The following is a 21,117-nucleotide window of genomic DNA, read 5'->3' on the forward strand; positions in this document are numbered from 1 at the left end:
CGCTCTATTGTGCTGCCACTTTTTCACCGAGCGGCTTGCCATGAAACGACTTTGCATCCTGTTGTTCAGTGTTGTCTGTTCCTCCACCTGGGCGACCGACGCGCCCGCGCCGACACGCTGGACGCTGCTGGATCAATTCGAGAAGGCCTATACCCTGGACGATAGCGCCCGCGTGGTGCTGGTGGCGCGCAGCATGTCCACCGCCCGCCTGGTCAACGGCGCGCTGGAAGAACAGCCGGAAGGGTTTCTGGATGCTCGTCACGTGGTCTACGTGGCCGATATCGAGAAGATGCCGTCGCTGGCGAAGATGGTTGCAGTACCGGCCATGCGTTCGGCCAAGTATCGGATCATGCTCGACCAGACCGGTCGGGTCGCCAGTCGCTACGACGGTGATCGCGACACCGTGCAGTGGCTGGACGTGCACAATGGCAACGTGGTTCGTGAACAGCGTTTCAGCGATGCGGCAGCCCTGCAGGCCGCGCTGGAGGCGCTGCCCCGGTAATCAGCCGAACAGCATGCCCAGGAAGCGGCCGATATAGGCGTCGCCGCGGTAGGCTTCATCCAGGCAGATGTGCGCCCGGGCCAGGTGGCTATCGAGGCGCTCGCGCACCTTCTGCTCGCCGTGCAGGGCCAGCAGCGTCGACTTGCCGTTGTCCTTGCCCTGGTCCTTGTCGCTGTTGGGATTGATGTCCTGCAGGTCGTCGTAGAGCTGCACGGCGTGCCCCAGCTCGATGGCGAAGCGCTGCAGCACCCCCCGCAACGGCTGGGGTGCATCGCTGATCAGAAACGCCATATCCATGATCGCGCTGAACAGCACCCCGGTCTTGAGGTTGTTGGTGGCGGCGATTTCCTCTTCGCTACGGGCGTGCCTGCCGTCGCGCAGGTCCTGCAACTGCCCCTGCACCAGCCCCTGGGAGCCGATGGTATTGGCGAGAATCTCCACCAGTTGGGTGCGCACCAGCGGGCGCAGCCCGTCGATCGAGGCCACCACACCAAAGGCCCGTGACAGCAGCGCCACGGCCGCGAGAATGGCGATGTCCTCGCCGAACGCCAGGTGCACGGTGGGCCGCCCGCGGCGCAGCTGGGCGTTGTCCATGCAGGGCATGTCGTCGAGAATCAGCGAGGCGGCGTGCACCATCTCGATGGCACAGGCCAGATCCAGCGCCTGGTGCTGATCGGCGCCCAGCCCGTCGGCGGCGAGCAGCAACAGCAGCGGGCGCATGCGCTTGCCCGGGGCCAGTGCCCCGTCACGGATCGCCGCAGCCACCAGGTCGCGCTCGTTGCTGGCAGGCGGCAACAGCTCGTCGAGTCGGTCATCGACGGCGCCACGCAGCTGCATCAGGTGTTCGGTGAATCCGCTGTCGATCGTTGCGGTCGCATAGGCTGTCATCGTTCACTCTCTTCTTCTGTATGCCTGCAGTACGCGAACACCTGTTACGTACCGAGGGTCACGACGTTGTACGATCCTGACATCTAAATCATCGTAACCAAAGCCGATTTGTAATGTTGGAACGTCTAATGCCTGCGGTTGCCTGATAATCTTGCCTGCCAGCAGGTTGTTCAAAGACTTGTACAAGGCGGCTGGATCGACATGCTATTCGATTATTCCGTTCTGGACAGACCGCGTGCACAGCAAAATGATTCCGGCGCAATGGAGCCTGCATGAATAATAGCGACCTCAGTCGGCGTAAGGATGATCATCTGGATATCGTTCTGGATCGGCACAAGGCCGCTACCCGTGTCAGTGCCGGTTGGTCGCAGGTGCAATTCGAGCACTGCGCCCTGCCCGAGCTCGACCACGCCGCCATCGACCTGCGCGCCTCGCTGCTCGGCACCCCGCTGCAGGCGCCCTTGCTGATCAGCTCCATGACCGGCGGCGCGGCGCGCTCCGAAGCCATCAATCGTCACCTGGCCGAGGCCGCTCAGGCACTGGGCATCGCCATGGGCGTCGGCTCCCAGCGCGTCAGCCTGCAGACCGGCAATGACCAGGGCCTGACCGGCGAGCTGCGTCGGCTGGCTCCGGATATCGTGCTGCTGTCCAATATCGGCGCCGCCCAGTTGCTCGAGGTCGACGGTCTCGACCTGGCCCGCCGTGCGGTCGATACGTTGCAGGCCAACGGCCTGATCATTCACCTCAACCCGCTGCAGGAAGCCGTGCAGGCCGAAGGCGACCGTGACTGGCGCGGTGTGCTGACGCAGATCGCCCGGGTGGTCGACAGCCTGGAGGTGCCGGTGATCGTCAAGGAAGTCGGCGCCGGCCTGTCGGCCAGCGTCGCCCGTTCGTTGGTCGAGGCCGGTGTGCAGGTCATCGACGTGGCCGGTGCCGGCGGAACCAGCTGGGCGGCCGTGGAAGGCGAGCGTGCCACCAACCCGGCCGATCGGGCGGTGGCCATGGCCTTCGCCGACTGGGGCATTCCTGCGGCCAGCGCCGTGCAGGCGATACGCGATGCCCTGCCGGACGTGACGCTGGTCGCCTCCGGCGGGATACGCGACGGCGTCGATGCCGCCAGGGCCATCCGCCTGGGCGCCGATATCGTCGGCCAGGCGGCCGGCGCGCTGCCCGGCGCGACGCTGTCGACCGAGGCGGTGATCGAACACTTCCAGATCGTCATCCGGCAACTGCGTACCGCGTGCTTCTGCACCGGCTCGGCCAACCTGGCCGCGCTGCGCCAGGCGCCTTTGCTGGCGAGCCAGGCATGACCCACTTCGCGGTTGTCGCACCGCCTTACTACAGTCACTTCCAGGCCCTGCAGGCCCTCGCCGTCGAGCTGATCGGCCGCGGCCATCGGGTGACCTTCTTCCATCAGTCCGATGCCGCCCACTGGCTCAGCGACCCGCGCGTGGCCTTCCGCTCGGTAGGCGCCAACACCCACCCGCCCGGCAGCCTGGCGCGCACCCTGCACCAGGCCGCACACCCGGACACGCCCTGGGGCCTGCGGCGCATCATCAAGCAGATGGGCGCGACCACCGCCATGCTCTGCAGCGAGCTGCCCCAGGCGCTGGCCGATAACGCCGTGGAGGCCCTGCTCTGCGACCAGATGGAGCCCGCTGGCGGACTGGTCGCCGAAAGCCTGGGCCTGCCGTTCGTGTCGGTGGCCTGCGCGCTGCCGGTCAACCGCGAGCCGGGCCTGCCGCTGCCGGTGATGCCTTTCGCCTACGGCACCGACCAGCGCAGCCAGCATATGTACCGCGGCAGCAGCCAGGTTTACGACTGGCTGATGAAGCCCCTGGGCAAGGTGATTCAGGATGCAGCGCTGCGCCTGGGCGTGCCGCCGCGCACCGCCCTGCATGAGTGCCTGTCGCCCCTGGCGCAGATCAGCCAGACCCTGGCCGGTTTCGACTTCCCGCGCAGCCGGTTGCCGGCACATTTCCATGCGGTCGGCCCACTGCGCAGCCCAGCCACGCCGCAACAGGGCGAATGGCCCATCGATGAGCAGCGGCCGTTCCTTTTCGCCAGCCTGGGCACCTTGCAGGGAGATCGGCTCGGCGTGTTCGAACGCATTGCCAAGGCTTGCAAGCGCCTCGATGGCCAGTTGCTGATCGCCCACTGCGGCAAGCTCGATGCTGCCCAGGAACGCCGCCTGATCGACTGCGGCGCCACCTGGGTCACCGACTTCGCGCCGCAGCAATGGGCACTGGAGAAAGCCGACGCGGTCATCACCCACGGCGGCCTGAACACCGTGATGGATGCCATCGTTGCGCGCACGCCGATGCTGGTGATGCCGATCGCCTTCGACCAGCCGGGTGTCGCCGCACGGGTGGCCTACCGCGGTGTGGGCAGCCAGCTGAGCCGGCGTGCCGGCGCGGCCCGTATCGAAGCGGCGTTGCGTGATCTGCTCACCAAACCTTTGACCGGCTTCGACCCGCTGATCGACGAGCTGCAGCAGGCTGGCGGCGTAACCCGGGCGGCCGATATCGTCGAGGCTGCCGTGGTCAGCCACGCCACCGCACAGGCGCACACCTTATGACCCATGACCTGATCCTGGCCGGCGGCGGCCTCGCCAACGGCCTGATCGCCTGGCGCCTGCAGCAGCAACGCCCGGACCTCAAGGTGCTGTGCATCGAGGAACAGGCCAGCCTGGGCGGCAACCATACCTGGTCATTCCATGATGGTGACCTGAGCGAGACCCAGCATCGCTGGCTGGAACCGCTGGTGGTCAAGCGCTGGGCCAGTTACCAGGTGCACTTCCCCTACCTGTCGCGCGCCCTGAACAGCGGCTACGCGAGCATCACCGGCGAGCGCTTCGCCGACGTGTTGACCCCGGCGCTGGGTTCCTCCCTGCGCTTGAGCAGCAGCATCAGCGCGCTCGGCCCGACCCATGTGTTGCTGGAAAGCGGCGAACGTCTGGAGGCGCGGGCGGTCATCGACGGGCGTGGTGCGCGGCCCAGCGACAACCTGGTGCTCGGCCAGCAGGCTTTCGTCGGCCAGCTGCTGCGTCTGGAGGAGCCCCACGGGCTGACGGCGCCTATCATCATGGATGCGCGGGTGCCCCAGGGCGACGGCTATCGTTTCGTCTACGTGCTGCCGTTCTCGGCCGACACGCTGCTGATCGAGGACACCCACTACGTCGACAACCATCGCGCCACCACCGATCAGCTTCGCGAGCACATTGCCGCCTATGCCAGGCAGCATGGCTGGCAGATAGCCGAATGCCTGCGCGAGGAACAGGGTGTGCTGCCGATCACCCTGGCCGGCGACTTCGAGGCCTTCTGGGACGAGGCCGCCGGCCAGCCGCTATCGGGCCTGCGCGCCGGCCTGTTCCACTGCACCACCGGTTACTCCCTGCCCCATGCGGTGCGCCTGGCCGACTGGCTGGTGAGTTATCAGCTGCGCGACGCCGCCACCCTGGCCCACGACCTGCGCGAGCATGCCCGGGGTGAGTGGCGCAACCAGGGCTTCTATCGCCTGCTCAACCGCATGCTGTTCCTGGCCGGCCGGCCACAGGATCGCTGGCAGGTGATGCAACGTTTCTACGGCCTGCCAGCCGGGTTGATCGAACGTTTCTACGCCGGCCGCAATCCCTGGTACGACCGTGCACGAATTCTTGTCGGCAAACCGCCGGTCCCCGTTGACCAAGCCATGCGGGCGGCCCTGCGCCACTCGCCCAGGCATTTCGAGACGCGTTCATGAACCAAGTGAAAACAGCCATCGTCATCGGCGCGGGTTTCGGCGGGCTGGCCCTGGCCATCCGCCTGCAGAGTGCGGGCATCCAGACCACCCTGCTGGAAAAACGTGACCAGCCCGGCGGCCGTGCCTATGTGTACCGCGACCAGGGCTTCACCTTCGATGCCGGCCCGACGGTGATCACCGACCCCAGCGCCATCGAGGAGTTGTTTGCCCTCAGCGGCCGCAGGATCGAGGACTACGTAGAGCTGCTGCCGGTCGCGCCGTTCTACCGCCTGTGCTGGGAAGACGGCACGCAGTTCGACTACGCCAACGACCAGGCCGAGCTGGACCGCCAGATCGCCGCCCTGAACCCGGCCGATGTCGCCGGTTACCAGCGGTTTCTCGCCTACTCCAAGGCCGTGTTCAAGGAGGGCTATCTGAAGCTCGGCGCCGTGCCCTTCCTGTCGGTGGGCGACATGCTCAAGGTCGGCCCACAGTTGGCCCGCCTGCAGGCATGGCGCAGCGTCTATTCGATGGTGTCGAGCTTCGTCGAGCACGACAAACTGCGCCAGGCGTTCTCCTTCCACTCGCTGCTGGTGGGCGGCAACCCGTTCGCCACTTCGTCGATCTACACCCTGATCCATGCCTTGGAGCGCGAGTGGGGCGTGTGGTTTCCCAGGGGCGGTACCGGCGCGCTGGTGCAGGGTATGGTCAGGCTGTTCGAGGACCTGGGCGGTACCCTGGAGCTGAACGCCGACGTGGCCGCCATCGACACCGCGGGCAACCGCGCCACCGGCGTGCGCCTGCAGGACGGCCGCCACTTCGCCGCCGACAGCGTGGCCTCCAACGGCGACGTCGTGCACACCTACGACAAGCTACTGGCCGGCCACCCACGCGGCCGCCAGGAAGGCAAACGCCTGAAGGGCAAGCGCTTCAGCAACTCACTGTTCGTGATCCACTTCGGCCTCAAGCGCCCGCAGCCCCAGCTGCAGCACCACACGGTGTGTTTCGGCCCCCGCTACCGCGAGCTGATCGAAGAGATCTTCAAGGGCCAGACCCTGGCCGAGGATTTCTCCCTCTACCTGCACGCGCCCTGCGTGACCGACCCGAGCCTGGCCCCCGAAGGCTGCTCCAGCCACTATGTACTGTCGCCGGTGCCGCACCTGGGCAATGCGCCGATCGACTGGAGCGTCGAGGGGCCGCGCTATCGCGACCGTATCCTCGCCTATCTGGAAGAACACTACATGCCGGGGCTGCGCGAGGACCTGGTGACCTGCCGGATCTTCACCCCGGATGACTTCCGCGACGAACTCCACGCCTACCAGGGCTCGGCGTTCTCCCTGGAGCCGGTGCTGCAGCAGAGCGCCTGGTTCCGCCCACACAACCGCGATGCCCAGTTGCACAACCTGTATCTGGTCGGCGCCGGCACTCACCCCGGCGCCGGGGTGCCGGGCGTCATCGGCTCGGCCAAGGCCACCGCCAGCCTGATGCTCGAGGACCTGCAGGCATGAGCGGCGCGCCGCAGGACGACGCGCTGATCGAACACGCCAACCAGAGCATCGCGGTGGGCTCGAAAAGCTTCGCCGCGGCCTCGAAACTGTTCTACGAACCCACCCGGCGCAGTGCGGTGATGCTCTACGCCTGGTGCCGCCATTGCGACGACGTGATCGACGGCCAGGAGGCCGGCCACGACGCCGTGCCGATCAGCCGCGAGGAAGCCGAGCGGCGCCTGCTACATCTCAAGGCGCAGACCCACGCGGTGTACCGCGGCGACGCGCTGCACGACCCGGCGTTCGCTGCCTTCCGCCAGGTGGTACTCGCCCATGACATCCCGGAGCAGCACGCCCTCGAGCACCTGGCCGGCTTCGAGATGGATGTGCTGGAGCGCCGCTACCTGAGCATCGACGACACCCTCGAGTACTGCTACCACGTCGCCGGCGTGGTGGGCCTGATGATGGCGCGGGTAATGGGCGCCCGGGACGAGGCGACCCTGGATCGCGCCTGCGACCTGGGCCTGGCGTTCCAGCTGACCAATATCGCCCGCGACATCATCGATGACGCCGCCGTAGGCCGCTGCTACCTGCCCGAGCGGTGGCTGGAAGAGCAGGCCATCCCGCGTGACCGGCTCGCCGACCTCCATCACCGCCCGGCGGTGGCGCTTCTCGGCCAGCGCCTGGTCGAACTGGCCGAGCCCTACTACGCCAGCGCTCAGGCAGGCTTGAGCGCCCTGCCCTGGCGCTCGGCCTGGGCGGTAGCGACGGCAGCTGTGGTGTATCGGCAGATCGGCATGAAGGTGCTGGAAGCCGGCGAGCACGCCTGGGACGAGCGTATTTCCACCTCCAAGGCGGAGAAGATCGGCGCCGTGTCGATCGGCTTGTGGCGCGCGGTTACGAGTCGCTTCGCGCGCTGGCCGGCTCGCTCCGCCGATCTGTGGCAACGTCCCCGTCCGGCTTGCGCAGCGGGCCGTCGTGCATCGCCCGCAACTGAGCCTTCAGACGCGCCGTAGTCGGCGCGTAGAGAAAGCCGAACGACACGCAGCGCTCCTTGCCCTCCACGGCGTGGTGCATCCGGTGCGCCTGATACAGGCGCTTGAGGTAGCCACTGCGCGGCACGAAGCGAAATGGCCAGCGGTGATGCACCAGGCCGTCATGCACGACGAAATACAGAAAACCGTAAGCGGTCATGCCGGCGCCGATCCACTCCAGTGGGTGCCAACCCTGGGTGCCCAGGGCGATCAGCACGATGGCCAGCCCGGCGAACACCGCGGCGTACAGGTCGTTCTTCTCGAACCAGCCTTCGCGCGGCTCGTGGTGGGAGCGATGCCAGCCCCAGCCCCAGCCATGCATCACGTACTTGTGGGCAAGGTAGGCCACGCCTTCCATGGCGGTCAGGGTGGCAAGGAAAACCAGGGCGTTGATGATCATCGGGTACCGGTGCGCGTAGGCTGAAAAGGTGAAGAGACCGTTTGCCACCGTGCAGCTCGAATCACTGCGCGACGGGCACTGCTATCGACCCTGCGGGCCGCCATCCGATCCATCTGTTTGAGCGCCGGGGCGGCGGGGTCGTCTGCGATTGTATCCGCAGATGGTGATCACCGTGTGGCCCAGGTCAATAAAGCGCAGGCAATAAAAAACCGGGCCCATGGCCCGGTTTCTCGTTCAGCGACGCCGATCAGCCGCGGCCTTCACGGTAGAGGTTCTCGAAGCAGTAGTTGGTCGCCTCGATGTAGCCCTCGGCGCCACCGCAGTCGAAACGACGGCCTTTGAACTTGTAGGCCAGTACACAGCCGTCCTGGGCCTGCTTCATCAGCGCGTCGGTGATCTGGATCTCACCGCCTTTGCCCGGCTCGGTGTTCTCGATCAGCTCGAAGATGTCCGGGGTCAGGATGTAGCGACCGATGATCGCCAGGTTCGACGGCGCGTCTTCGGCCTTCGGCTTCTCGACCATGTGGCTGACGCGGAAGATGTCGTCACGGATGGTTTCGCCGGCGATCACGCCGTACTTGTGGATCTCGTCCATCGGCACTTCCTGCACCGCCACGATCGAGCAGCGGAACTGGTTGTACAGCTTGACCATCTGGGTCAGTACGCCATCGCCTTCGATGTTCAGGCACAGGTCGTCGGCCAGCACCACGGCGAACGGCTCGTCACCGATCAGCGGGCGACCACTGAGGATGGCGTGGCCCAGGCCCTTCATTTCCACCTGGCGGGTGTAGGAGAAGGTGCAGTTGTCGATCAGGCGACGAATGCCGACCAGGTACTTTTCCTTGTCGGTGTTGCGGATCTGGTGCTCGAGCTCGTAGCTGATGTCGAAGTGGTCTTCCAGCGAGCGCTTGCCGCGACCGGTGACCATGGCGATCTCGTTCAGGCCTGCATCGAGCGCTTCCTCGACGCCGTACTGGATCAGCGGCGTGTTGACCACGGGCAGCATTTCCTTGGGCATGGCCTTGGTCGCCGGAAGGAAGCGTGTGCCGTAACCGGCGGCAGGGAACAGGCATTTCTTGATCATGGGTTTTCCTTGAATGGTCAATGTTGCTCAAGTCGCTGAGACGTCGGCATCAGGAGGTCTGACGCAGCCGCTCGTAGTAATAAGGCAGTCGCAGCAAGGCATGGCGTGCGGCGGCCGCACGTCGTTCGTTATTGTCGCCGGGAAGGGTCACGGTCTCGCTGGTCACCCCCTGGTGCTCGGCCAGGCGCGTGGCGCAGGCAAAGCACATGGCGCCGTCGTAGACTTCCTGACCACGCTTGTCGTCGGCGGTCGGTGCGCCGGTGATGGCCAGGATGATGTCGGCGCTGCTGGTCATCAGCACGCCCAGGGCCATCTCGCGCGCCACCTCTTCGCTGTTCATGCCGAAGGTCTCGATGGTCTCCGGCTTGACGCCCAATGAGGCCTGCATGGCGCGCTTGGAATACACCACGAAGCCGCTCTCGAGCACGCCATCACAACCCGGCACGGCAGCCACCGTGGCAGCCAGCAGGCCGGCCGTGGCCGACTCCGCAGTGCTCAGCACCAGGTTGTACTTTTCCAGGAAATGGACCGCCTGCTCGATGTTTTGCATGCCCGCGAATGTCTCCTGCCAATTGTTACCGTGTGTCTATGGCAGTGGCTGGGGCATACAAGTTCCGAAGCATTTAGCGCCGACCGCTGATCGTGCCGGCTGAACTCCACAGGCAGGCTGTTTTTCCCAGGCTAGAGAGCCTAAGAACGAGGGGATGACAGGTGAATACGCTGCGCAAATCGCAAGACACCCATGAACTGCACGACGTGAGCGATGACTCGTTGCGCCAGGCATTCGTCCAGGCGCTGAGCGAGAAGGCGCGCCCGCTGTTCGAGGAAGCGGCCAGCTACGCACGCAATCACGATCTCGACGTGGTGGTCGATCTGGTGCTGGAGCATGACAAGCCGCGCCTGATCCTGGCGGTCAGCCGCCCGGGTGAAGACACCGTGAGCAGCTACAGCCTGGTCGCCAATCTGGCCTCGCAGCGCATGCTGCACGAGGAGTTCTACGCCGACAGCGGTGATATCCATCGCCAGGAATCGTTGCTCGCCTCGATCAACGAAAAGGTCATCGATACCCGCCTGGCCAACTTCTTCCGCAAGGGCTTCGCGTTGCCGCTCGACTACATCAACGAGCGTCATCCCATCGGCTTCTGGTAATCGCAGGATGGGCTGATCCTGAGCAAGGTTTGCCGACCGGTGCTGACCTAGACTGGCGGCAGATCCTCAGGAGAAACCGCCATGAAAACCGATGTCGTGATCGTGGGCGCCGGGCCTGCGGGGCTGTGCCTGGCGCGCTCGTTGTCGGGCCATGGCCTGTCGATCCGCATCATCGAACGGCAGACGCAAGCTGACCTGGCCACGCCGCCATTCGACGGTCGCGAGATCGCACTGACGCACGCATCGCAACGCACCCTCGAGGACCTGGGCCTATGGCAACAGTTTGGTCCCGAGGAAATGGCGCCATTGCGCGACGCCCAGGTGCTCAACGGTCCCTCCCCCTATGCCTTGCGCATTGCCGCCGCGGCGGTCGGCAAGCAGCGCCTCGGCTGCCTGGTGCCCAACCAGGCGATTCGCCGGGCCGCCTATGGTGCGATAAGCGGGTGTAGTGACATCGACCTGCTCTGCGAACGCACCATCAGCGAGCTGAATTGCTCGGCCGATGGCGTCACCCTGCGCTTGAATGACGGCGCAATGCTGCAGGCTCGCCTGATCGTAGCGGCCGACAGCCGTTTTTCGGAAACCCGCAGGCGCCTCGGCATCGGCGCCCGCCTGGAAGATTTCGGCAAGACCATGCTGGTCTGCCGCATGGCCCACGAGCACAGCCATGAACAGGTCGCCTGGGAATGGTTCGGCTACGGACAGACCCTCGCCCTGCTGCCGCTGAACGGCAACTGCGCTTCGGCGGTGCTGACCCTGGAACCCACGGAAATGAATCGGGTGATGAGCCTCGATGAACAGGCCTTCGCCCGCGACATGGAGCGGCGTTTCGAGCGGCGCCTGGGGCGCATGGAGCTGCTGGGCGAGCGCATCACCTATCCGCTGGTGGGCGTGTATGCCGAGCGCTTCGCCGGGCAGCGCAGCGCGCTGGTCGGTGACGCCGCGGTGGGCATGCACCCGGTCACGGCCCATGGCTTCAACTTCGGGCTGCAGAGCCAGAAGCGCCTGGCCGACACCCTGCTCGACGCATTGCGTCAGGGCCGGGACATCGGTGGGCCAGGCGTACTGCAGCGCTACGCCGGTGCCCAGCAGCGGGCCAGCTGGCCGCTGTATCAGGCCACCAGCCTGCTGGTGCGCCTGTACACCGATGATCGCGCCCCTACCCGCCTGCTGCGCAACGCGGGGCTGCGGCTGGCGCAGAACCTGCCGCCGTTCAAAACGGCCCTGGCCCGGCACCTGACCCAGATTGCGCGCTAGGGTCTGTCTGAAAAGTCTCCGAGCGAAGGTCAGGCGAGGCAAAAATCGGTGAGGAAGCGGAGTTTACGAGCCGTAAATGAGCATTCCGAACCGATTTTTAACGAAGCATCACCGAGCGCAGGTACTTTTCGGACAGAGCCTAATCAGCTGTCGGCGGCGCGCTGCATGCTCACCCGCTGGCGCCATTCCATGTAGGTCTTGAGCAACAGGGTGAGCAGCGCCATGCAGGCCAGCAATGCTGCGGCGGTGAAGGCGGCCACCGGCTTGTAGTCGTTGTTGAGCTGGTCGACCAGCAGCGGCAGGGTCAGGGTCTGGTTGAGGATGGTGCCGGAGACCACCGACACCGCGCCGAACTCGCCGACGGCCCGCGCATTGGTCACCACCACGCCATACAGCAGCGCCCACTTGATGTTCGGCAGGGTGATATGGCGGAAGATCTGCCAGCCATTGGCACCCAGGCACAGCGCCGAGGTTTCCTCGTCGTCGCCCTGGGACTGCATCACCGGAATCAGGATACGCGCCACATAAGGTGCGGTGACGAACACCGTGACCATGACGATGCCCGGCCAGGCGAACATCAGTTGCATGTCGTTATCGTAGAACCACTGTCCCAGTGCGCTTTCCAGCCCATAGACGACCAGGTAGCAAAGACCCGCCACCACCGGCGACACCGCATAGGGAATGTCCACCAGGGTGGTCAGCAGCTTGCGGCCGCGGAAGTCGTAGTGGGTCACGCACCAGGCCAGCAGAATGCCGAAGCACAGGTTCAGCGGCACGGTGAGTGCGGCGACCAGCAGGGTCAGGCCGATGGCGTGCTGCATGTAGTCCTGGGACAGGTTGTCGACCAGCATCGCCCAGCCACCGCTGAGCGCCCGAGTGAAAATCAGCGCCAGGGGCACCAGCAGCATCAGCGCGACCGCGCCGAGGCCCAGGCCGATGAGCAGCCATTGGTGCCAGTATTGGGGCTTTTTCATCGACCTTGCCTCTGCCATTTGAACAGTCGACCCTGCACCACCTGCAGGCTGAACAGCAGGAACAGCGACGCCAGCAGAATCACCGAGGCGATCGCCGCCGCCGCCGGGTAGTTGAATTCCTGCAGGCGCACGAAAATCATCAGCGACGACACTTCGGTCTTATAGGGAATGTTGCCGGCAATCATGATCACCGCGCCGAACTCGCCGAGGCTGCGCACGAAGGCTTGCGACGCACCGGTGATCAGCGCAGGCAGCAAGCTCGGCAGCACCACGTAGGCGAAACTCTGCCATTTCCTGGCGCCCAGGGTGCGCGCCGCTTCCTCGTACTCGCTGCCCAGGCTCTGCAGCACCGGCTGCACGGTGCGCACCACGAACGGCAGGCTGGTGAACACCATGGCGATCAGCAGGCCCGGGTAGGCGTAGGCGATCTTGATGCCGGCGGCCTCGAAATACTGGCCGAGCCAACCGCCGGGCACCAGCAGGGTCGCCAGGGTCAAACCGGCCACCGAAGTCGGCAGCGCGAATGGCAGGTCCACCAGGGCATCGACCAGGCGGCGCCCCGGGAAGTCGTACCGGGTGATGATCCAGGCGATCAGCAAACCGATCAGCAGCACGATCACCGTCGAGTAGAAGGCGCCGCTGATGGTCACCTTGTAGCTCTGTACCACGCGCGGATCGCTGATCGCCTGCCAGTACTGCGCCCAACTCATGTCGCTGACGTACAGCAACAGGGCGGACAGCGGAAACAGGATGACCAGCGACAGGTAGAAGACGCTGAAACCGAAGCTCAGGCCGAAACCCGGCAGCAATGGATTCTGCAGAAAGAAAACGGGGGTCTTGCTCACTCGAAAATCCTTGAATGCACAAACCGCCGGAAGTCGGCGGTTTGTGGAATACGGCTGATGCGGCTCAATAATCAGGGTGGTTCGCCGCTCACGGCCCGCAGCAGGCCCCTATTTCTTCTGTCGCGGTAACGCCCTCTGCATTGACTGCAAGGTGGCATGGCGAGAGCGGACATCTGTAGGGTGGACGACGCTTCATCCGTCCACCGCTCCGCGATCGCAACGGTGGATGAAAAGAGCGTCATCCACCCTACGTAGCGACCGCTTTTGCCTTATCGCCGTCGGTCGACTGCAAGCCGATTACCGGCCTTCGGCCAGAAGCTGGTCAAGAATACCATTGCCATCGAAGTGCTTGGCAGTGATCTCGTCCCAGGTGCCGAGCACATCGGTCGGGTTGATCAGGCGTAGCTCCTGGAACTGGCCAGCGGTCTCGGCAGCCACTTCCTTGTCCTGCACGCGGTAGTGGTAGGTGGTCAGCAGCTTCTGGATGTCCTTGCTGTACTGGAAATCCAGGTAGGCCTTGGCCACGTCGCGGGTGCCCTTCTCGTCCACCACCTTGTCGACGATGGCGACCGGGAATTCGGCCAGCACGCTCACCGGCGGCACGATCACCTCGAACTCGCCGGATTTGAACTCCTCGCCCTTGGCGATATTCACCACTTCCGATTCGAAGCTCAGCAACACGTCGCCCTGGCCGTTCTGGGCGAAGGCCACGGTGGCGCCGCGGCCGCCGGTGGGGAAGTTCTCGACATTGCGCAGTACCTTGCCGACGAACTCCTTGATCTTCGCTTCATCACCCTTGAACGCTTCGTTGGCGTACAGCCAGGCGCCCAGGTAGCTGTAGCGCGCGTTGCCGGAGGTTTTCGGGTTGGGGAACACCAGCTTCACGTCGGAACGGGCCAGGTCGTCCCAGTTCTTGATGCCCTTGGGATTGCCCTTGCGCACCAGGAATGCGGTGGTGCTGTAGTACGGCGAGCTGTGGTTGGGGAACTGCTCGGCCCAGTCCTTACGCACCAGGCCGCGCTTGGCGAGGATGTCCACGTCGGTGACCTGGTTGAAGGTCACGGTGTCGACCTTCTTGCCCTGAATGATGTCCTGGGCCTGGCGCGACGTGCCGGCGAACGACTGGTCGATCTTCAGATCCTTGCCGGTCTCGGCCTTCCAGTGGGCCTGGAACTTGGGGTTGATCTCGGCGAACAGCTCGCGGGCGACATCGTAGGAGGCGTTGAGAATCGGCTTGTCCGCAGCCAGCGCTGCAGCGCTACCGAGCAGCGACGTGGTGACGGCAGTCGCCAGCAGGATTTTCTTCAGCATGATCCAGGGTTTCCTTACGAGGGGGCAGATAAGGGCGGCAGTCTGCCTGGTGGCCTTATGCCTTAAAAGAACCCTTTTATCATAACCATATTCCACTACGCACTGAGAACGACGCCGGCCGCCGCAGGTCTGAATCCTCAGACAGACGGGCCTCCGTTGTTTCCCCCCATGAAGGTAACTGGTATGCACGAACAAGCAGACGGCAAGACCCCCGGCCTGTCAGCCGAAGAAGAGCGCGAGATCGATGAGAAGCTGCCGCCGCGGGCGGCGGTGTTGCATGAAACCATCAGGATCCAGGGCGACCATGAGCTGGAACGCAGCATCGCAGCATTATGGTGGTCGGCGCTGGCCGCCGGGCTGACCATGGGCCTGTCGCTGATGGCCATGGGTTTGTTCCGCTCTCGGTTGGGCCCCAGCGATGAAAGTCATGTGATCGCCAGCCTCGGTTATTCGGCAGGCTTTCTGGCGGTGATCCTCGCCCGTCAGCAACTGTTTACGGAAAACACCCTGACCGCCGTGCTGCCGGTGATGAGCAAGCTGACCCTGAACAATGTCGGGCGACTATTGCGTCTTTGGGGCGTGGTGCTATGCGGAAACCTGGCCGGCACCCTGCTGGTGGCTTGGGTGATGCTGCGCCTGCCGATTTTCGATACCCAGACCGACGTGGCGTTTCTGGAAATCGGCCGTAAGGTGATGGAAAACGACGTGTCCAAGATGCTTGCCAAAGGCATCATCTCGGGCTGGATGATCGCCACCATGGTGTGGATGATCGCCTCGATGGAAAGCGCCAAGATCGCCATTATCGTGCTGATCACTTACCTGATGGCACTGGGTGACTTCACCCATATCGTGGTCGGCTCGGTAGAGGTGTCTTATCTGGTGTATGCCGGCGAAGTGAGCTGGAGCGATTTCTGGCTGGTGTTTGCGGGGCCTACCCTGGCCGGCAACATCATCGGCGGCAGCTTTATCTTCGCCCTGCTCAGCCATGCCCAGATCCGCAGCGAGCGTGACGTGATTGCCAAGCGCGAGCGCGACAAGCACAAGTTGCTGGAGGAGTTGCGCCGCAATCGCAAGGACTGACTGTGCAAGATCGCCAAAGGCCTGACATCTTCGCAGCGCCCAATCATCGGCGCGGCGCGATCCATGCCAAACGAAGAATTATTCCCGAACCCCGTCCATAGCCGCAAATCCCTGCTGGTCTGATGCTCTGCGCGCAGATGCAACAAAGCCCGCCTGATTTCCCAGGCGGGCTTTGTTGATGGCAGCTGAGGTCAGCAGGCGAGCCAGTCGATCCACGTGCCGCCTCCGGTGAACTAAGGAGAGCCTGCAAGCCAGGCAGGAGCTGCCGCAGCTCGTCGTTCCCCCAGCCCTTCATCGAGTCACTACGCTGCCAGAAGTGAAGCGCCCAGTATCCAGTTCAACGCTGATCAGCTCCCCGGATTGACGTAGGCCTGCTCGAAGAAGTAATCCTTCCAGGAGCTGGCCTGGTTCTTCAGCACGCCCAGTTCGTGCAGCTTCTCGGCATAGATGAAGGTGCGCTGCGGCGACACGGTGAAGTCGTTTTCCGGATCCTCGATGATCTTCTTCACGAACGCCAGCGGCAGCTTGGAGTTCTCCACGCGGATGTAGGTCTCGGCCGCAGCGGCCTTGTCGGCCTTGATGATCTGCGAGGCCTCGACCAGTGCGTCGTAGAAGGCCTGGTAGGTCTTCGGGTTTTCGTCGTGGAATTTCTCGGTGGCATAGAGCACGTTGAAGGTGGCCTGGCCGCCGAGGATGTCGTAGCTGCTGATCAGCTTGTGCACCTGGGGGTTTTCCAGCGCCTGGTACTGGAACGGCGGGCTGGAGAAATGCGCGGTGATTTCCGAGCCGCCCTTGGTCAGCGCTGCGGTGGCATCCGGGTGCGGCAGGCTGACGGAAATCTTGTCGAAGCGCTGGAAGTCGGCATTGCCATACAGCTTGGCGGTCTCGATCTGCAGGGTACGCGACTGGAAGCCGACACCGGCAGCCGGCACCGCGATACGGTCCTTCTCGCCGAGATCATCGAGGGTCTTCACCTGTTCACGGTTGCTCAGCAGGTAGTTGGGCAGCGAACCCAGCGAGGCCACGGCCTTGACGTTCTGCCGGCCGTGGGTGCGGTCCCAGACGGTCAGCATCGGCGGCACGCCAGCCGACACCACGTCGATGGCACCGGCCAGCAGCGCCTCGTTCATGGCGGTGGCACCGGAGATGGTGCGCCACTCGACGTCGATCTTGTCCAGGCCCTGGGCCTTGGCGTGCTTCTCGATCAATTGCTGGTCCTTGACCACGTGCAGCACCAGGTAACCGATGCCGAACTGCTGGGCGATGCTGATCCGGCCTTCGGCCTGAGCGGCCAGCGGGGTGGCCAAGGCGCCGAGAAGCCCCAAGGCGGTGGCCAGGCGGCCGAGTTTGAAGGTGTTGGTCATCGACTTTTCTCGTTATGTGATCAGTAAGTTGGTTACGTAGGGTGGATGACGCTCTTTTCATCCACCATTGCGACTGCGAAACGGTGGATCGGTGAAGCGTGATCCACCCTACTGGGCCCTAGCGCTGCATCCCCCAGCGCTTGACGGTGACCCGCTCGATGCTGGCGAAGATCAGGTTCTCCACCAGCAGGCCGATCAGGATCACCGCCACCAGCCCGGCGAACACCTTGTCGGTGTACAGCTCGTTGCGGTTCTGGAAGATGTACCAGCCCAGGCCGCCCTTGCCGCTGGAGGCGCCGAACACCAGTTCGGCGGCGATCAGCGTGCGCCAGGCGAAGGCCCAGCCGATCTTCAGCCCCGAGAGGATCGATGGCAGCGCCGCCGGGATCAGGATGAACAGCACGAAACGCAGGCCCTTGAGGCCGTAGTTGCGCCCGGCCATGCGCTGGGTTTCGGAAACGCCGAGAAAACCGGCGTAGGTGTTGAGCGCCAGGGCCCAGAGCACCGAGTGCACCAGCACGAAGATCAGGCTGTTCTCGCCCAGGCCGAACCAGAGCAGCGACAGCGGCAACAGGGCGATGGCCGGCAGCGGGTTGAACATCGAGGTCAGGGTCGACAGCAGGTCGCGGCCGAGCTGGGTCGAGACCGCCAGGCTGGTCAGCAGAAAGGCCAGGACGATGCCGATCAGGTAACCCTTGACCAGCACCGACAGCGAGATCGCCACCTTTTCCAGCAGCTCGCCGCTGCCGATGCCTTCGATGAAGGCCCTGGCCGTCTGCAGGAAGCTGGGCAGCAGCAGGTCGTTGGCCTGGTAGCGGGCCGCCGCCTCCCAGACCAGCGCCAGGGCCAGCAGAATCAGCGATTTGCGCAGCCCGCCCTGTTGCCACAGGCGCTGGCCGAGGGACAGCTCGCGCTCCAGCTTGAGGCCGGGCAGCGGCTGCAGGGGGATTTCGTATTCCTCACGCCGTGCGGGGGAAAGACTCATGATGAACGCTCCTCAGTAGGCGATGCGGATATCCTGGAAACCCAGTTCGACGGCCGTGCCGTTGTCGACCTCCTCGTCGAACAGCAGGCGGTGAATCCGCTGCGCGGTCTGCTGGAAGCCCACACCACCAAGGCTGTGCAGGTCGAACTGATGGCTGTTGATTTCCGCCCGCACCCGGCCGGGGTGTGGCGACAGCAGCAGGATGCGGTTGCCGACGATCAGCGCCTCCTCGATGGAGTGGGTGACGAACAACAGGGTGAAGCGCACCTCCTCCCAGAGCGCCAGCAACTCTTCCTGCATCTTGCGTCGGGTCAGGGCGTCGAGGGCGGCGAAGGGCTCGTCCATCAGCAGGATCTTCGGCTGCATGGCCAGGGCACGGGCGATCGCCACCCTCGCCTTCATGCCGCCGGACAGGGTGTGCGGATAGGCATCGGCGAAGGCGGCCAGGCCGACCTTCCCCAGGTAATGCAGGGCGCGCTCCTCGGCCTCCTTACGGCCCAGGGTGCGTGAGGCCAGCAGCGGGAACATGACGTTCTGCTTGACCGTCTTCCATGGCGGCAACTGGTCGAACTCCTGGAACACCACGATCCGATCCGGGCCCGGCTCGTGGACCTGGGCACCGTCGAGGCGGATGCTGCCGGCGACCGGTTCGATGAACCCGGCCACCGCCTTGAGCAGCGTGGACTTGCCGCAGCCAGAGGGGCCGAGCAGCACGAAACGATCGGCACGGTCCACCTCGAAACTGACATCGTGGGTGGCGCGCACCACGCGCTGCGGGGTGCGGTATTCGAGGCTGACCTTCTCCACCTGCAACAGGGTGTCGAAGGCGCCTGCAACGGGGGTGCTGGCCGTGTGGCCTTGCAGAGGGGCATTCATGGTTTATCAGCTTCCCTGACCGATGGCGGCGTCTTCGAAGAAATAGTCCTGCCAGCTGGCCGGCTTGTGCTTGATGGCGCCGACGCGGTGCAGGAAATCGGCCAGCGGATAGGTGTTGGTGGGCGTGACGGAGAACTGGAACTGCTCGTTGTCGATGATCTTCAGCAGTTCTTCACGGCTGATCTTGGCGCTGGTGACGCGGAGGTAGGTGTCGGCTGCCGCGCCCTTGTCGTTCTGGGCGAAGTCCGCCGCTTCGGCCAATGCCGCGACGAAAGCCTTGTAGGTCTTGGGGTTGTCGGTGCGGAATTTCTCGGTGGCATAGAGCACGGTCGGCGAGTTCGGGCCGAGCAGCTCGTAGGTGTCGAGCACCACGTGCACATCCGGGTTTTCCAGCGCCTGGTTCTGGAACGGCGGGTTGGAGAAGTGCCCGGTCAGCTCGGTGCCACCGGCTTTCAGGGACGCCGTGGCATCCGGGTGCGGCAGTGCCACGGTGTACTTGTCGAGGCGGTCGAATGCCTGGTCGCCCCACTGCTTGGCGGCGGCGTACTGCAGGAAGCGCGACTGCACCGACACGCCCACCGCCGGCACGGCGATACGGTCCTTGGCGGTGAAGTCGGCGATGGTCTTGACCTTGGGGTTGTTGCTCAGCAGGTAGTAGGGGAAGTTGCCGAGCGAGGCCACGCCCTTGACGTTCTGCTTGCCGTGGGTACGATCCCACACGGTGAGCAGCGGGCCGATGCCGGCACCGGCAATATCGATGGAGCCGGACAGCAGCGCATCGTTGACCGCCGAGCCACCGGAGAGCTGCTGCCAGTCGACCTGGATGTCCAGGCCCTCGGCCTTGCCGTGCTTTTCGATCAGTTGCTGGTCACGCACCACGTTGAGCAGCAGGTAAACGATGCCGAACTGCTCGGCGATACGGATCTGCCCCTCGGCATGGGCGGCTTGCGGCGCCGCCAGGCTGCCGACCAGCAGGCTCAGACTCAGGACGATGCCGCCAGCCAGCCGGCCAAAACGGGGGATGAAGGGAAAGCGCTTGCCTGCCGACATATCGAGGCTCCAGTCAAAAAAGTGCAGAAATTGTGGTGTGGCGAGCTATCGCGTAAAAGGTCGTTGAAAACGTCGGCGAGGCAGTCAGCGCAAGGCCGATGGCGGCCCCGAAAAAACAGGTGAAAAAGCGGAGTGTACGAGCAGTACATGAGCATTTTGAGCCTGTTTTTAACGCCGCGATGGCAACGCAGGTAGTTTTCCGGCGGCGTTTTTAAAACGGCACATCGCCCTGGATAGTGGTGCGGTGCATGCGCCGGCGCAGATGGCTGGGGCAGCCGGTAGCCAGGTGGATCAGCGCGCGGTTGTCCCAGAACACCATGTCGTTGTCCCGCCACTGATGGCGATAGATGAATTCCGGTTTGGCGCTGTGGGCGTACAGCTCGGCGAGAATCTGCCGGCTCTCGTCCTCGGGCACATCGAGAATGTGGGTGGTGAAGTTCTCGTTGACGAACAGGCCCTTGCGGCCGGTTTCCGGGTGAGTGCGCACCACTGGATGGACCACCGCCGTGACCTCGGCCAGCTGCGCCTCGGTCAGCGTCGGGCGACGAATGCCGGCGAATACCTCATCGGCATAACGCGCCGTATAGGAATGGGCAGCGCGCTTGCCGTCGATGGCCTGGCGCAACTCGGTCGGCAGCGTCTCGAAGGCCAGCTGCTGGCTGGCGAACAGGGTGTCGCCGCCCTCTTCCGGCAGCTCCTGGGCGTAGAGCATGGAGCCCAGGCTGGGGAATTCCTTGTACGAAAGATCCGAATGCCAGAACTTGCCGGCATCGCCCAGGCCGATCGGCTGCCCGTTCTCCTTGATGTTGGAGATGATGAAGATTTCCGGGTGGCCTTCCAGCAGGAACTGCTTGAGCACGTGGATCTGCAAGCTACCGAAACGGCGGCTGAAATCGATCTGCTGCTGCGGCGTGATGCGCTGGTCGCGGAACACCACGACGTTGTAGTCGAGGTGCGCCTGGTGAACGCGGGCGAAATCGGCGTCGTTCAACGGGCGGCTGAGGTCGAGGCCGACGATCTCGGCCCCGATGGCGGCGGAAAAAGGACGTACTTCAAAATTCTGCGTCGGTTGGTGATCGGCAGAACTCAACGACACGGCGGACATGTGCGC

The 21,117-nt window shown here is 64.4% G+C and carries 21 protein-coding genes; 9 read left to right on the plus strand and 12 right to left on the minus strand.

What is annotated here, in order from left to right:
• Positions 1 to 40: 40 nt before the first annotated feature.
• Entirely contained in the window at positions 41 to 502 is a 462-nt protein-coding gene (locus K8U54_RS24125) for a hypothetical protein (RefSeq protein ID WP_249908163.1), read from the plus strand.
• Here the strand turns inward: K8U54_RS24125 and K8U54_RS24130 are convergent, their stop codons facing one another.
• Complete coding sequence (locus K8U54_RS24130; RefSeq protein ID WP_249908164.1) at positions 503 to 1,390, minus strand: polyprenyl synthetase family protein; 888 nt, start codon at positions 1,388 to 1,390, stop codon at positions 503 to 505.
• A gap of 272 nt (positions 1,391 to 1,662) precedes the next feature.
• On the opposite strand from K8U54_RS24130, the gene fni reads away from it, so the two are divergent.
• The 5 genes from fni to crtB are packed head-to-tail and all read left to right on the plus strand — an operon-like array spanning position 1,663 to position 7,613.
• The gene (fni, locus tag K8U54_RS24135) at positions 1,663 to 2,700 is read left to right on the plus strand and encodes a type 2 isopentenyl-diphosphate Delta-isomerase (protein ID WP_249908165.1); all 1,038 of its coding nucleotides are present in this window, start codon (positions 1,663 to 1,665) and stop codon (positions 2,698 to 2,700) included.
• Positions 2,697 to 3,968, plus strand: coding sequence for a glycosyltransferase (locus K8U54_RS24140; RefSeq protein ID WP_249908166.1), 1,272 nt, complete (start codon positions 2,697 to 2,699; stop codon positions 3,966 to 3,968). The genes fni and K8U54_RS24140 overlap by 4 nt, the downstream gene beginning before the upstream one ends.
• Entirely contained in the window at positions 3,965 to 5,131 is a 1,167-nt protein-coding gene (crtY, locus tag K8U54_RS24145; RefSeq protein WP_249908167.1) for a lycopene beta-cyclase CrtY, read from the plus strand. Before K8U54_RS24140 ends, crtY begins: the two co-directional genes overlap by 4 nt.
• Complete coding sequence (locus tag K8U54_RS24150) at positions 5,128 to 6,618, plus strand: phytoene desaturase (protein ID WP_249908168.1); 1,491 nt, start codon at positions 5,128 to 5,130, stop codon at positions 6,616 to 6,618. The genes crtY and K8U54_RS24150 overlap by 4 nt, the downstream gene beginning before the upstream one ends.
• Positions 6,615 to 7,613, plus strand: a complete 999-nt coding sequence (gene crtB / locus K8U54_RS24155; RefSeq protein ID WP_249908169.1) for a 15-cis-phytoene synthase CrtB — start codon at positions 6,615 to 6,617, stop codon at positions 7,611 to 7,613. Before K8U54_RS24150 ends, crtB begins: the two co-directional genes overlap by 4 nt.
• Here the strand turns inward: crtB and K8U54_RS24160 are convergent.
• From K8U54_RS24160 to K8U54_RS24170, 3 genes are all read right to left on the minus strand, one after another.
• On the minus strand, positions 7,495 to 8,031 hold the full coding sequence (locus tag K8U54_RS24160) for a sterol desaturase family protein (protein WP_249910511.1): 537 nt from the start codon (positions 8,029 to 8,031) through the stop codon (positions 7,495 to 7,497). The genes crtB and K8U54_RS24160 overlap by 119 nt on opposite strands.
• Before the next feature lie 247 nt (positions 8,032 to 8,278).
• Positions 8,279 to 9,115 (minus strand): UTP--glucose-1-phosphate uridylyltransferase GalU, encoded by an 837-nt coding sequence (gene galU, locus K8U54_RS24165; protein ID WP_249908170.1) that lies wholly within the window; start codon positions 9,113 to 9,115, stop codon positions 8,279 to 8,281.
• A 49-nt stretch (positions 9,116 to 9,164) separates the two neighbouring features.
• On the minus strand, positions 9,165 to 9,665 hold the full coding sequence (locus K8U54_RS24170) for a CinA family protein (RefSeq protein ID WP_249908171.1): 501 nt from the start codon (positions 9,663 to 9,665) through the stop codon (positions 9,165 to 9,167).
• 161 nt (positions 9,666 to 9,826) lie between these two features.
• Here K8U54_RS24170 and K8U54_RS24175 point away from each other — a divergent pair, with 161 nt between their 5' ends.
• Positions 9,827 to 10,264 carry a hypothetical protein gene (locus K8U54_RS24175; RefSeq protein WP_249908172.1) on the plus strand — a complete coding sequence of 146 codons (438 nt, stop codon included), beginning with the start codon at positions 9,827 to 9,829 and terminating at the stop codon, positions 10,262 to 10,264.
• Between the two features lie 81 nt (positions 10,265 to 10,345).
• Positions 10,346 to 11,521: a 5-demethoxyubiquinol-8 5-hydroxylase UbiM gene (gene ubiM / locus K8U54_RS24180; protein ID WP_249908173.1), complete on the plus strand. Its 1,176-nt coding sequence runs from the start codon at positions 10,346 to 10,348 to the stop codon at positions 11,519 to 11,521.
• Between the two features lie 143 nt (positions 11,522 to 11,664).
• Here ubiM and cysW read toward each other — a convergent pair whose 3' ends face one another.
• The 3 genes from cysW to cysP form a co-directional block, all read right to left on the minus strand.
• Complete coding sequence (cysW, locus tag K8U54_RS24185) at positions 11,665 to 12,495, minus strand: sulfate ABC transporter permease subunit CysW (protein ID WP_249908174.1); 831 nt, start codon at positions 12,493 to 12,495, stop codon at positions 11,665 to 11,667.
• Positions 12,492 to 13,340: a sulfate ABC transporter permease subunit CysT gene (cysT, locus tag K8U54_RS24190; protein WP_249908175.1), complete on the minus strand. Its 849-nt coding sequence runs from the start codon at positions 13,338 to 13,340 to the stop codon at positions 12,492 to 12,494. The genes cysW and cysT overlap by 4 nt, the downstream gene beginning before the upstream one ends.
• Positions 13,341 to 13,637: 297 nt before the next feature.
• Positions 13,638 to 14,651: a thiosulfate ABC transporter substrate-binding protein CysP gene (gene cysP, locus K8U54_RS24195; RefSeq protein WP_249908176.1), complete on the minus strand. Its 1,014-nt coding sequence runs from the start codon at positions 14,649 to 14,651 to the stop codon at positions 13,638 to 13,640.
• A gap of 183 nt (positions 14,652 to 14,834) precedes the next feature.
• Between cysP and K8U54_RS24200 the strand changes: the two genes are divergently transcribed.
• Entirely contained in the window at positions 14,835 to 15,731 is an 897-nt protein-coding gene (locus tag K8U54_RS24200; RefSeq protein ID WP_249908177.1) for a formate/nitrite transporter family protein, read from the plus strand.
• A 347-nt stretch (positions 15,732 to 16,078) separates the two neighbouring features.
• Here K8U54_RS24200 and K8U54_RS24205 read toward each other — a convergent pair whose 3' ends face one another.
• From K8U54_RS24205 to K8U54_RS24225, 5 genes are all read right to left on the minus strand, one after another.
• The gene (locus K8U54_RS24205; RefSeq protein WP_249908178.1) at positions 16,079 to 17,095 is read right to left on the minus strand and encodes an ABC transporter substrate-binding protein; all 1,017 of its coding nucleotides are present in this window, start codon (positions 17,093 to 17,095) and stop codon (positions 16,079 to 16,081) included.
• 118 nt (positions 17,096 to 17,213) lie between these two features.
• Complete coding sequence (locus tag K8U54_RS24210) at positions 17,214 to 18,080, minus strand: ABC transporter permease (protein ID WP_249908179.1); 867 nt, start codon at positions 18,078 to 18,080, stop codon at positions 17,214 to 17,216.
• Positions 18,081 to 18,092: 12 nt separating this feature from the next.
• Positions 18,093 to 18,956, minus strand: coding sequence for an ABC transporter ATP-binding protein (locus K8U54_RS24215; RefSeq protein WP_249908180.1), 864 nt, complete (start codon positions 18,954 to 18,956; stop codon positions 18,093 to 18,095).
• A 6-nt stretch (positions 18,957 to 18,962) separates the two neighbouring features.
• Positions 18,963 to 20,006 carry an ABC transporter substrate-binding protein gene (locus K8U54_RS24220; RefSeq protein WP_249908181.1) on the minus strand — a complete coding sequence of 348 codons (1,044 nt, stop codon included), beginning with the start codon at positions 20,004 to 20,006 and terminating at the stop codon, positions 18,963 to 18,965.
• 211 nt (positions 20,007 to 20,217) lie between these two features.
• Positions 20,218 to 21,111 carry a TauD/TfdA dioxygenase family protein gene (locus K8U54_RS24225; RefSeq protein ID WP_249908182.1) on the minus strand — a complete coding sequence of 298 codons (894 nt, stop codon included), beginning with the start codon at positions 21,109 to 21,111 and terminating at the stop codon, positions 20,218 to 20,220.
• Positions 21,112 to 21,117: the final 6 nt, after the last annotated feature.

This window comes from Pseudomonas fulva (assembly GCF_023517795.1).
Classification (GTDB): domain Bacteria; phylum Pseudomonadota; class Gammaproteobacteria; order Pseudomonadales; family Pseudomonadaceae; genus Aquipseudomonas; species Aquipseudomonas fulva_D.

What these genes read in the sequence shown, in the direction of transcription:
- galU (WP_249908170.1), bottom strand. Translation starts at nt 9,115, where the DNA reads ATGATCAAGAAATGCCTGTTCCCTGCCGCCGGTTACGGCACACGCTTC.
- K8U54_RS24125 (WP_249908163.1), top strand. Translation starts at nt 41, where the DNA reads ATGAAACGACTTTGCATCCTGTTGTTCAGTGTTGTCTGTTCCTCCACC.
- K8U54_RS24205 (WP_249908178.1), bottom strand. Translation starts at nt 17,095, where the DNA reads ATGACCAACACCTTCAAACTCGGCCGCCTGGCCACCGCCTTGGGGCTT.
- fni (WP_249908165.1), top strand. Translation starts at nt 1,663, where the DNA reads ATGAATAATAGCGACCTCAGTCGGCGTAAGGATGATCATCTGGATATC.
- cysW (WP_249908174.1), bottom strand. Translation starts at nt 12,495, where the DNA reads ATGAAAAAGCCCCAATACTGGCACCAATGGCTGCTCATCGGCCTGGGC.
- K8U54_RS24150 (WP_249908168.1), top strand. Translation starts at nt 5,128, where the DNA reads ATGAACCAAGTGAAAACAGCCATCGTCATCGGCGCGGGTTTCGGCGGG.
- K8U54_RS24130 (WP_249908164.1), bottom strand. Translation starts at nt 1,390, where the DNA reads ATGACAGCCTATGCGACCGCAACGATCGACAGCGGATTCACCGAACAC.
- cysP (WP_249908176.1), bottom strand. Translation starts at nt 14,651, where the DNA reads ATGCTGAAGAAAATCCTGCTGGCGACTGCCGTCACCACGTCGCTGCTC.
- ubiM (WP_249908173.1), top strand. Translation starts at nt 10,346, where the DNA reads ATGAAAACCGATGTCGTGATCGTGGGCGCCGGGCCTGCGGGGCTGTGC.
- K8U54_RS24210 (WP_249908179.1), bottom strand. Translation starts at nt 18,080, where the DNA reads ATGAGTCTTTCCCCCGCACGGCGTGAGGAATACGAAATCCCCCTGCAG.
- K8U54_RS24220 (WP_249908181.1), bottom strand. Translation starts at nt 20,006, where the DNA reads ATGTCGGCAGGCAAGCGCTTTCCCTTCATCCCCCGTTTTGGCCGGCTG.
- crtY (WP_249908167.1), top strand. Translation starts at nt 3,965, where the DNA reads ATGACCCATGACCTGATCCTGGCCGGCGGCGGCCTCGCCAACGGCCTG.
- K8U54_RS24225 (WP_249908182.1), bottom strand. Translation starts at nt 21,111, where the DNA reads ATGTCCGCCGTGTCGTTGAGTTCTGCCGATCACCAACCGACGCAGAAT.
- crtB (WP_249908169.1), top strand. Translation starts at nt 6,615, where the DNA reads ATGAGCGGCGCGCCGCAGGACGACGCGCTGATCGAACACGCCAACCAG.
- K8U54_RS24215 (WP_249908180.1), bottom strand. Translation starts at nt 18,956, where the DNA reads ATGAATGCCCCTCTGCAAGGCCACACGGCCAGCACCCCCGTTGCAGGC.
- K8U54_RS24200 (WP_249908177.1), top strand. Translation starts at nt 14,835, where the DNA reads ATGCACGAACAAGCAGACGGCAAGACCCCCGGCCTGTCAGCCGAAGAA.
- K8U54_RS24170 (WP_249908171.1), bottom strand. Translation starts at nt 9,665, where the DNA reads ATGCAAAACATCGAGCAGGCGGTCCATTTCCTGGAAAAGTACAACCTG.
- K8U54_RS24160 (WP_249910511.1), bottom strand. Translation starts at nt 8,031, where the DNA reads ATGATCATCAACGCCCTGGTTTTCCTTGCCACCCTGACCGCCATGGAA.
- K8U54_RS24140 (WP_249908166.1), top strand. Translation starts at nt 2,697, where the DNA reads ATGACCCACTTCGCGGTTGTCGCACCGCCTTACTACAGTCACTTCCAG.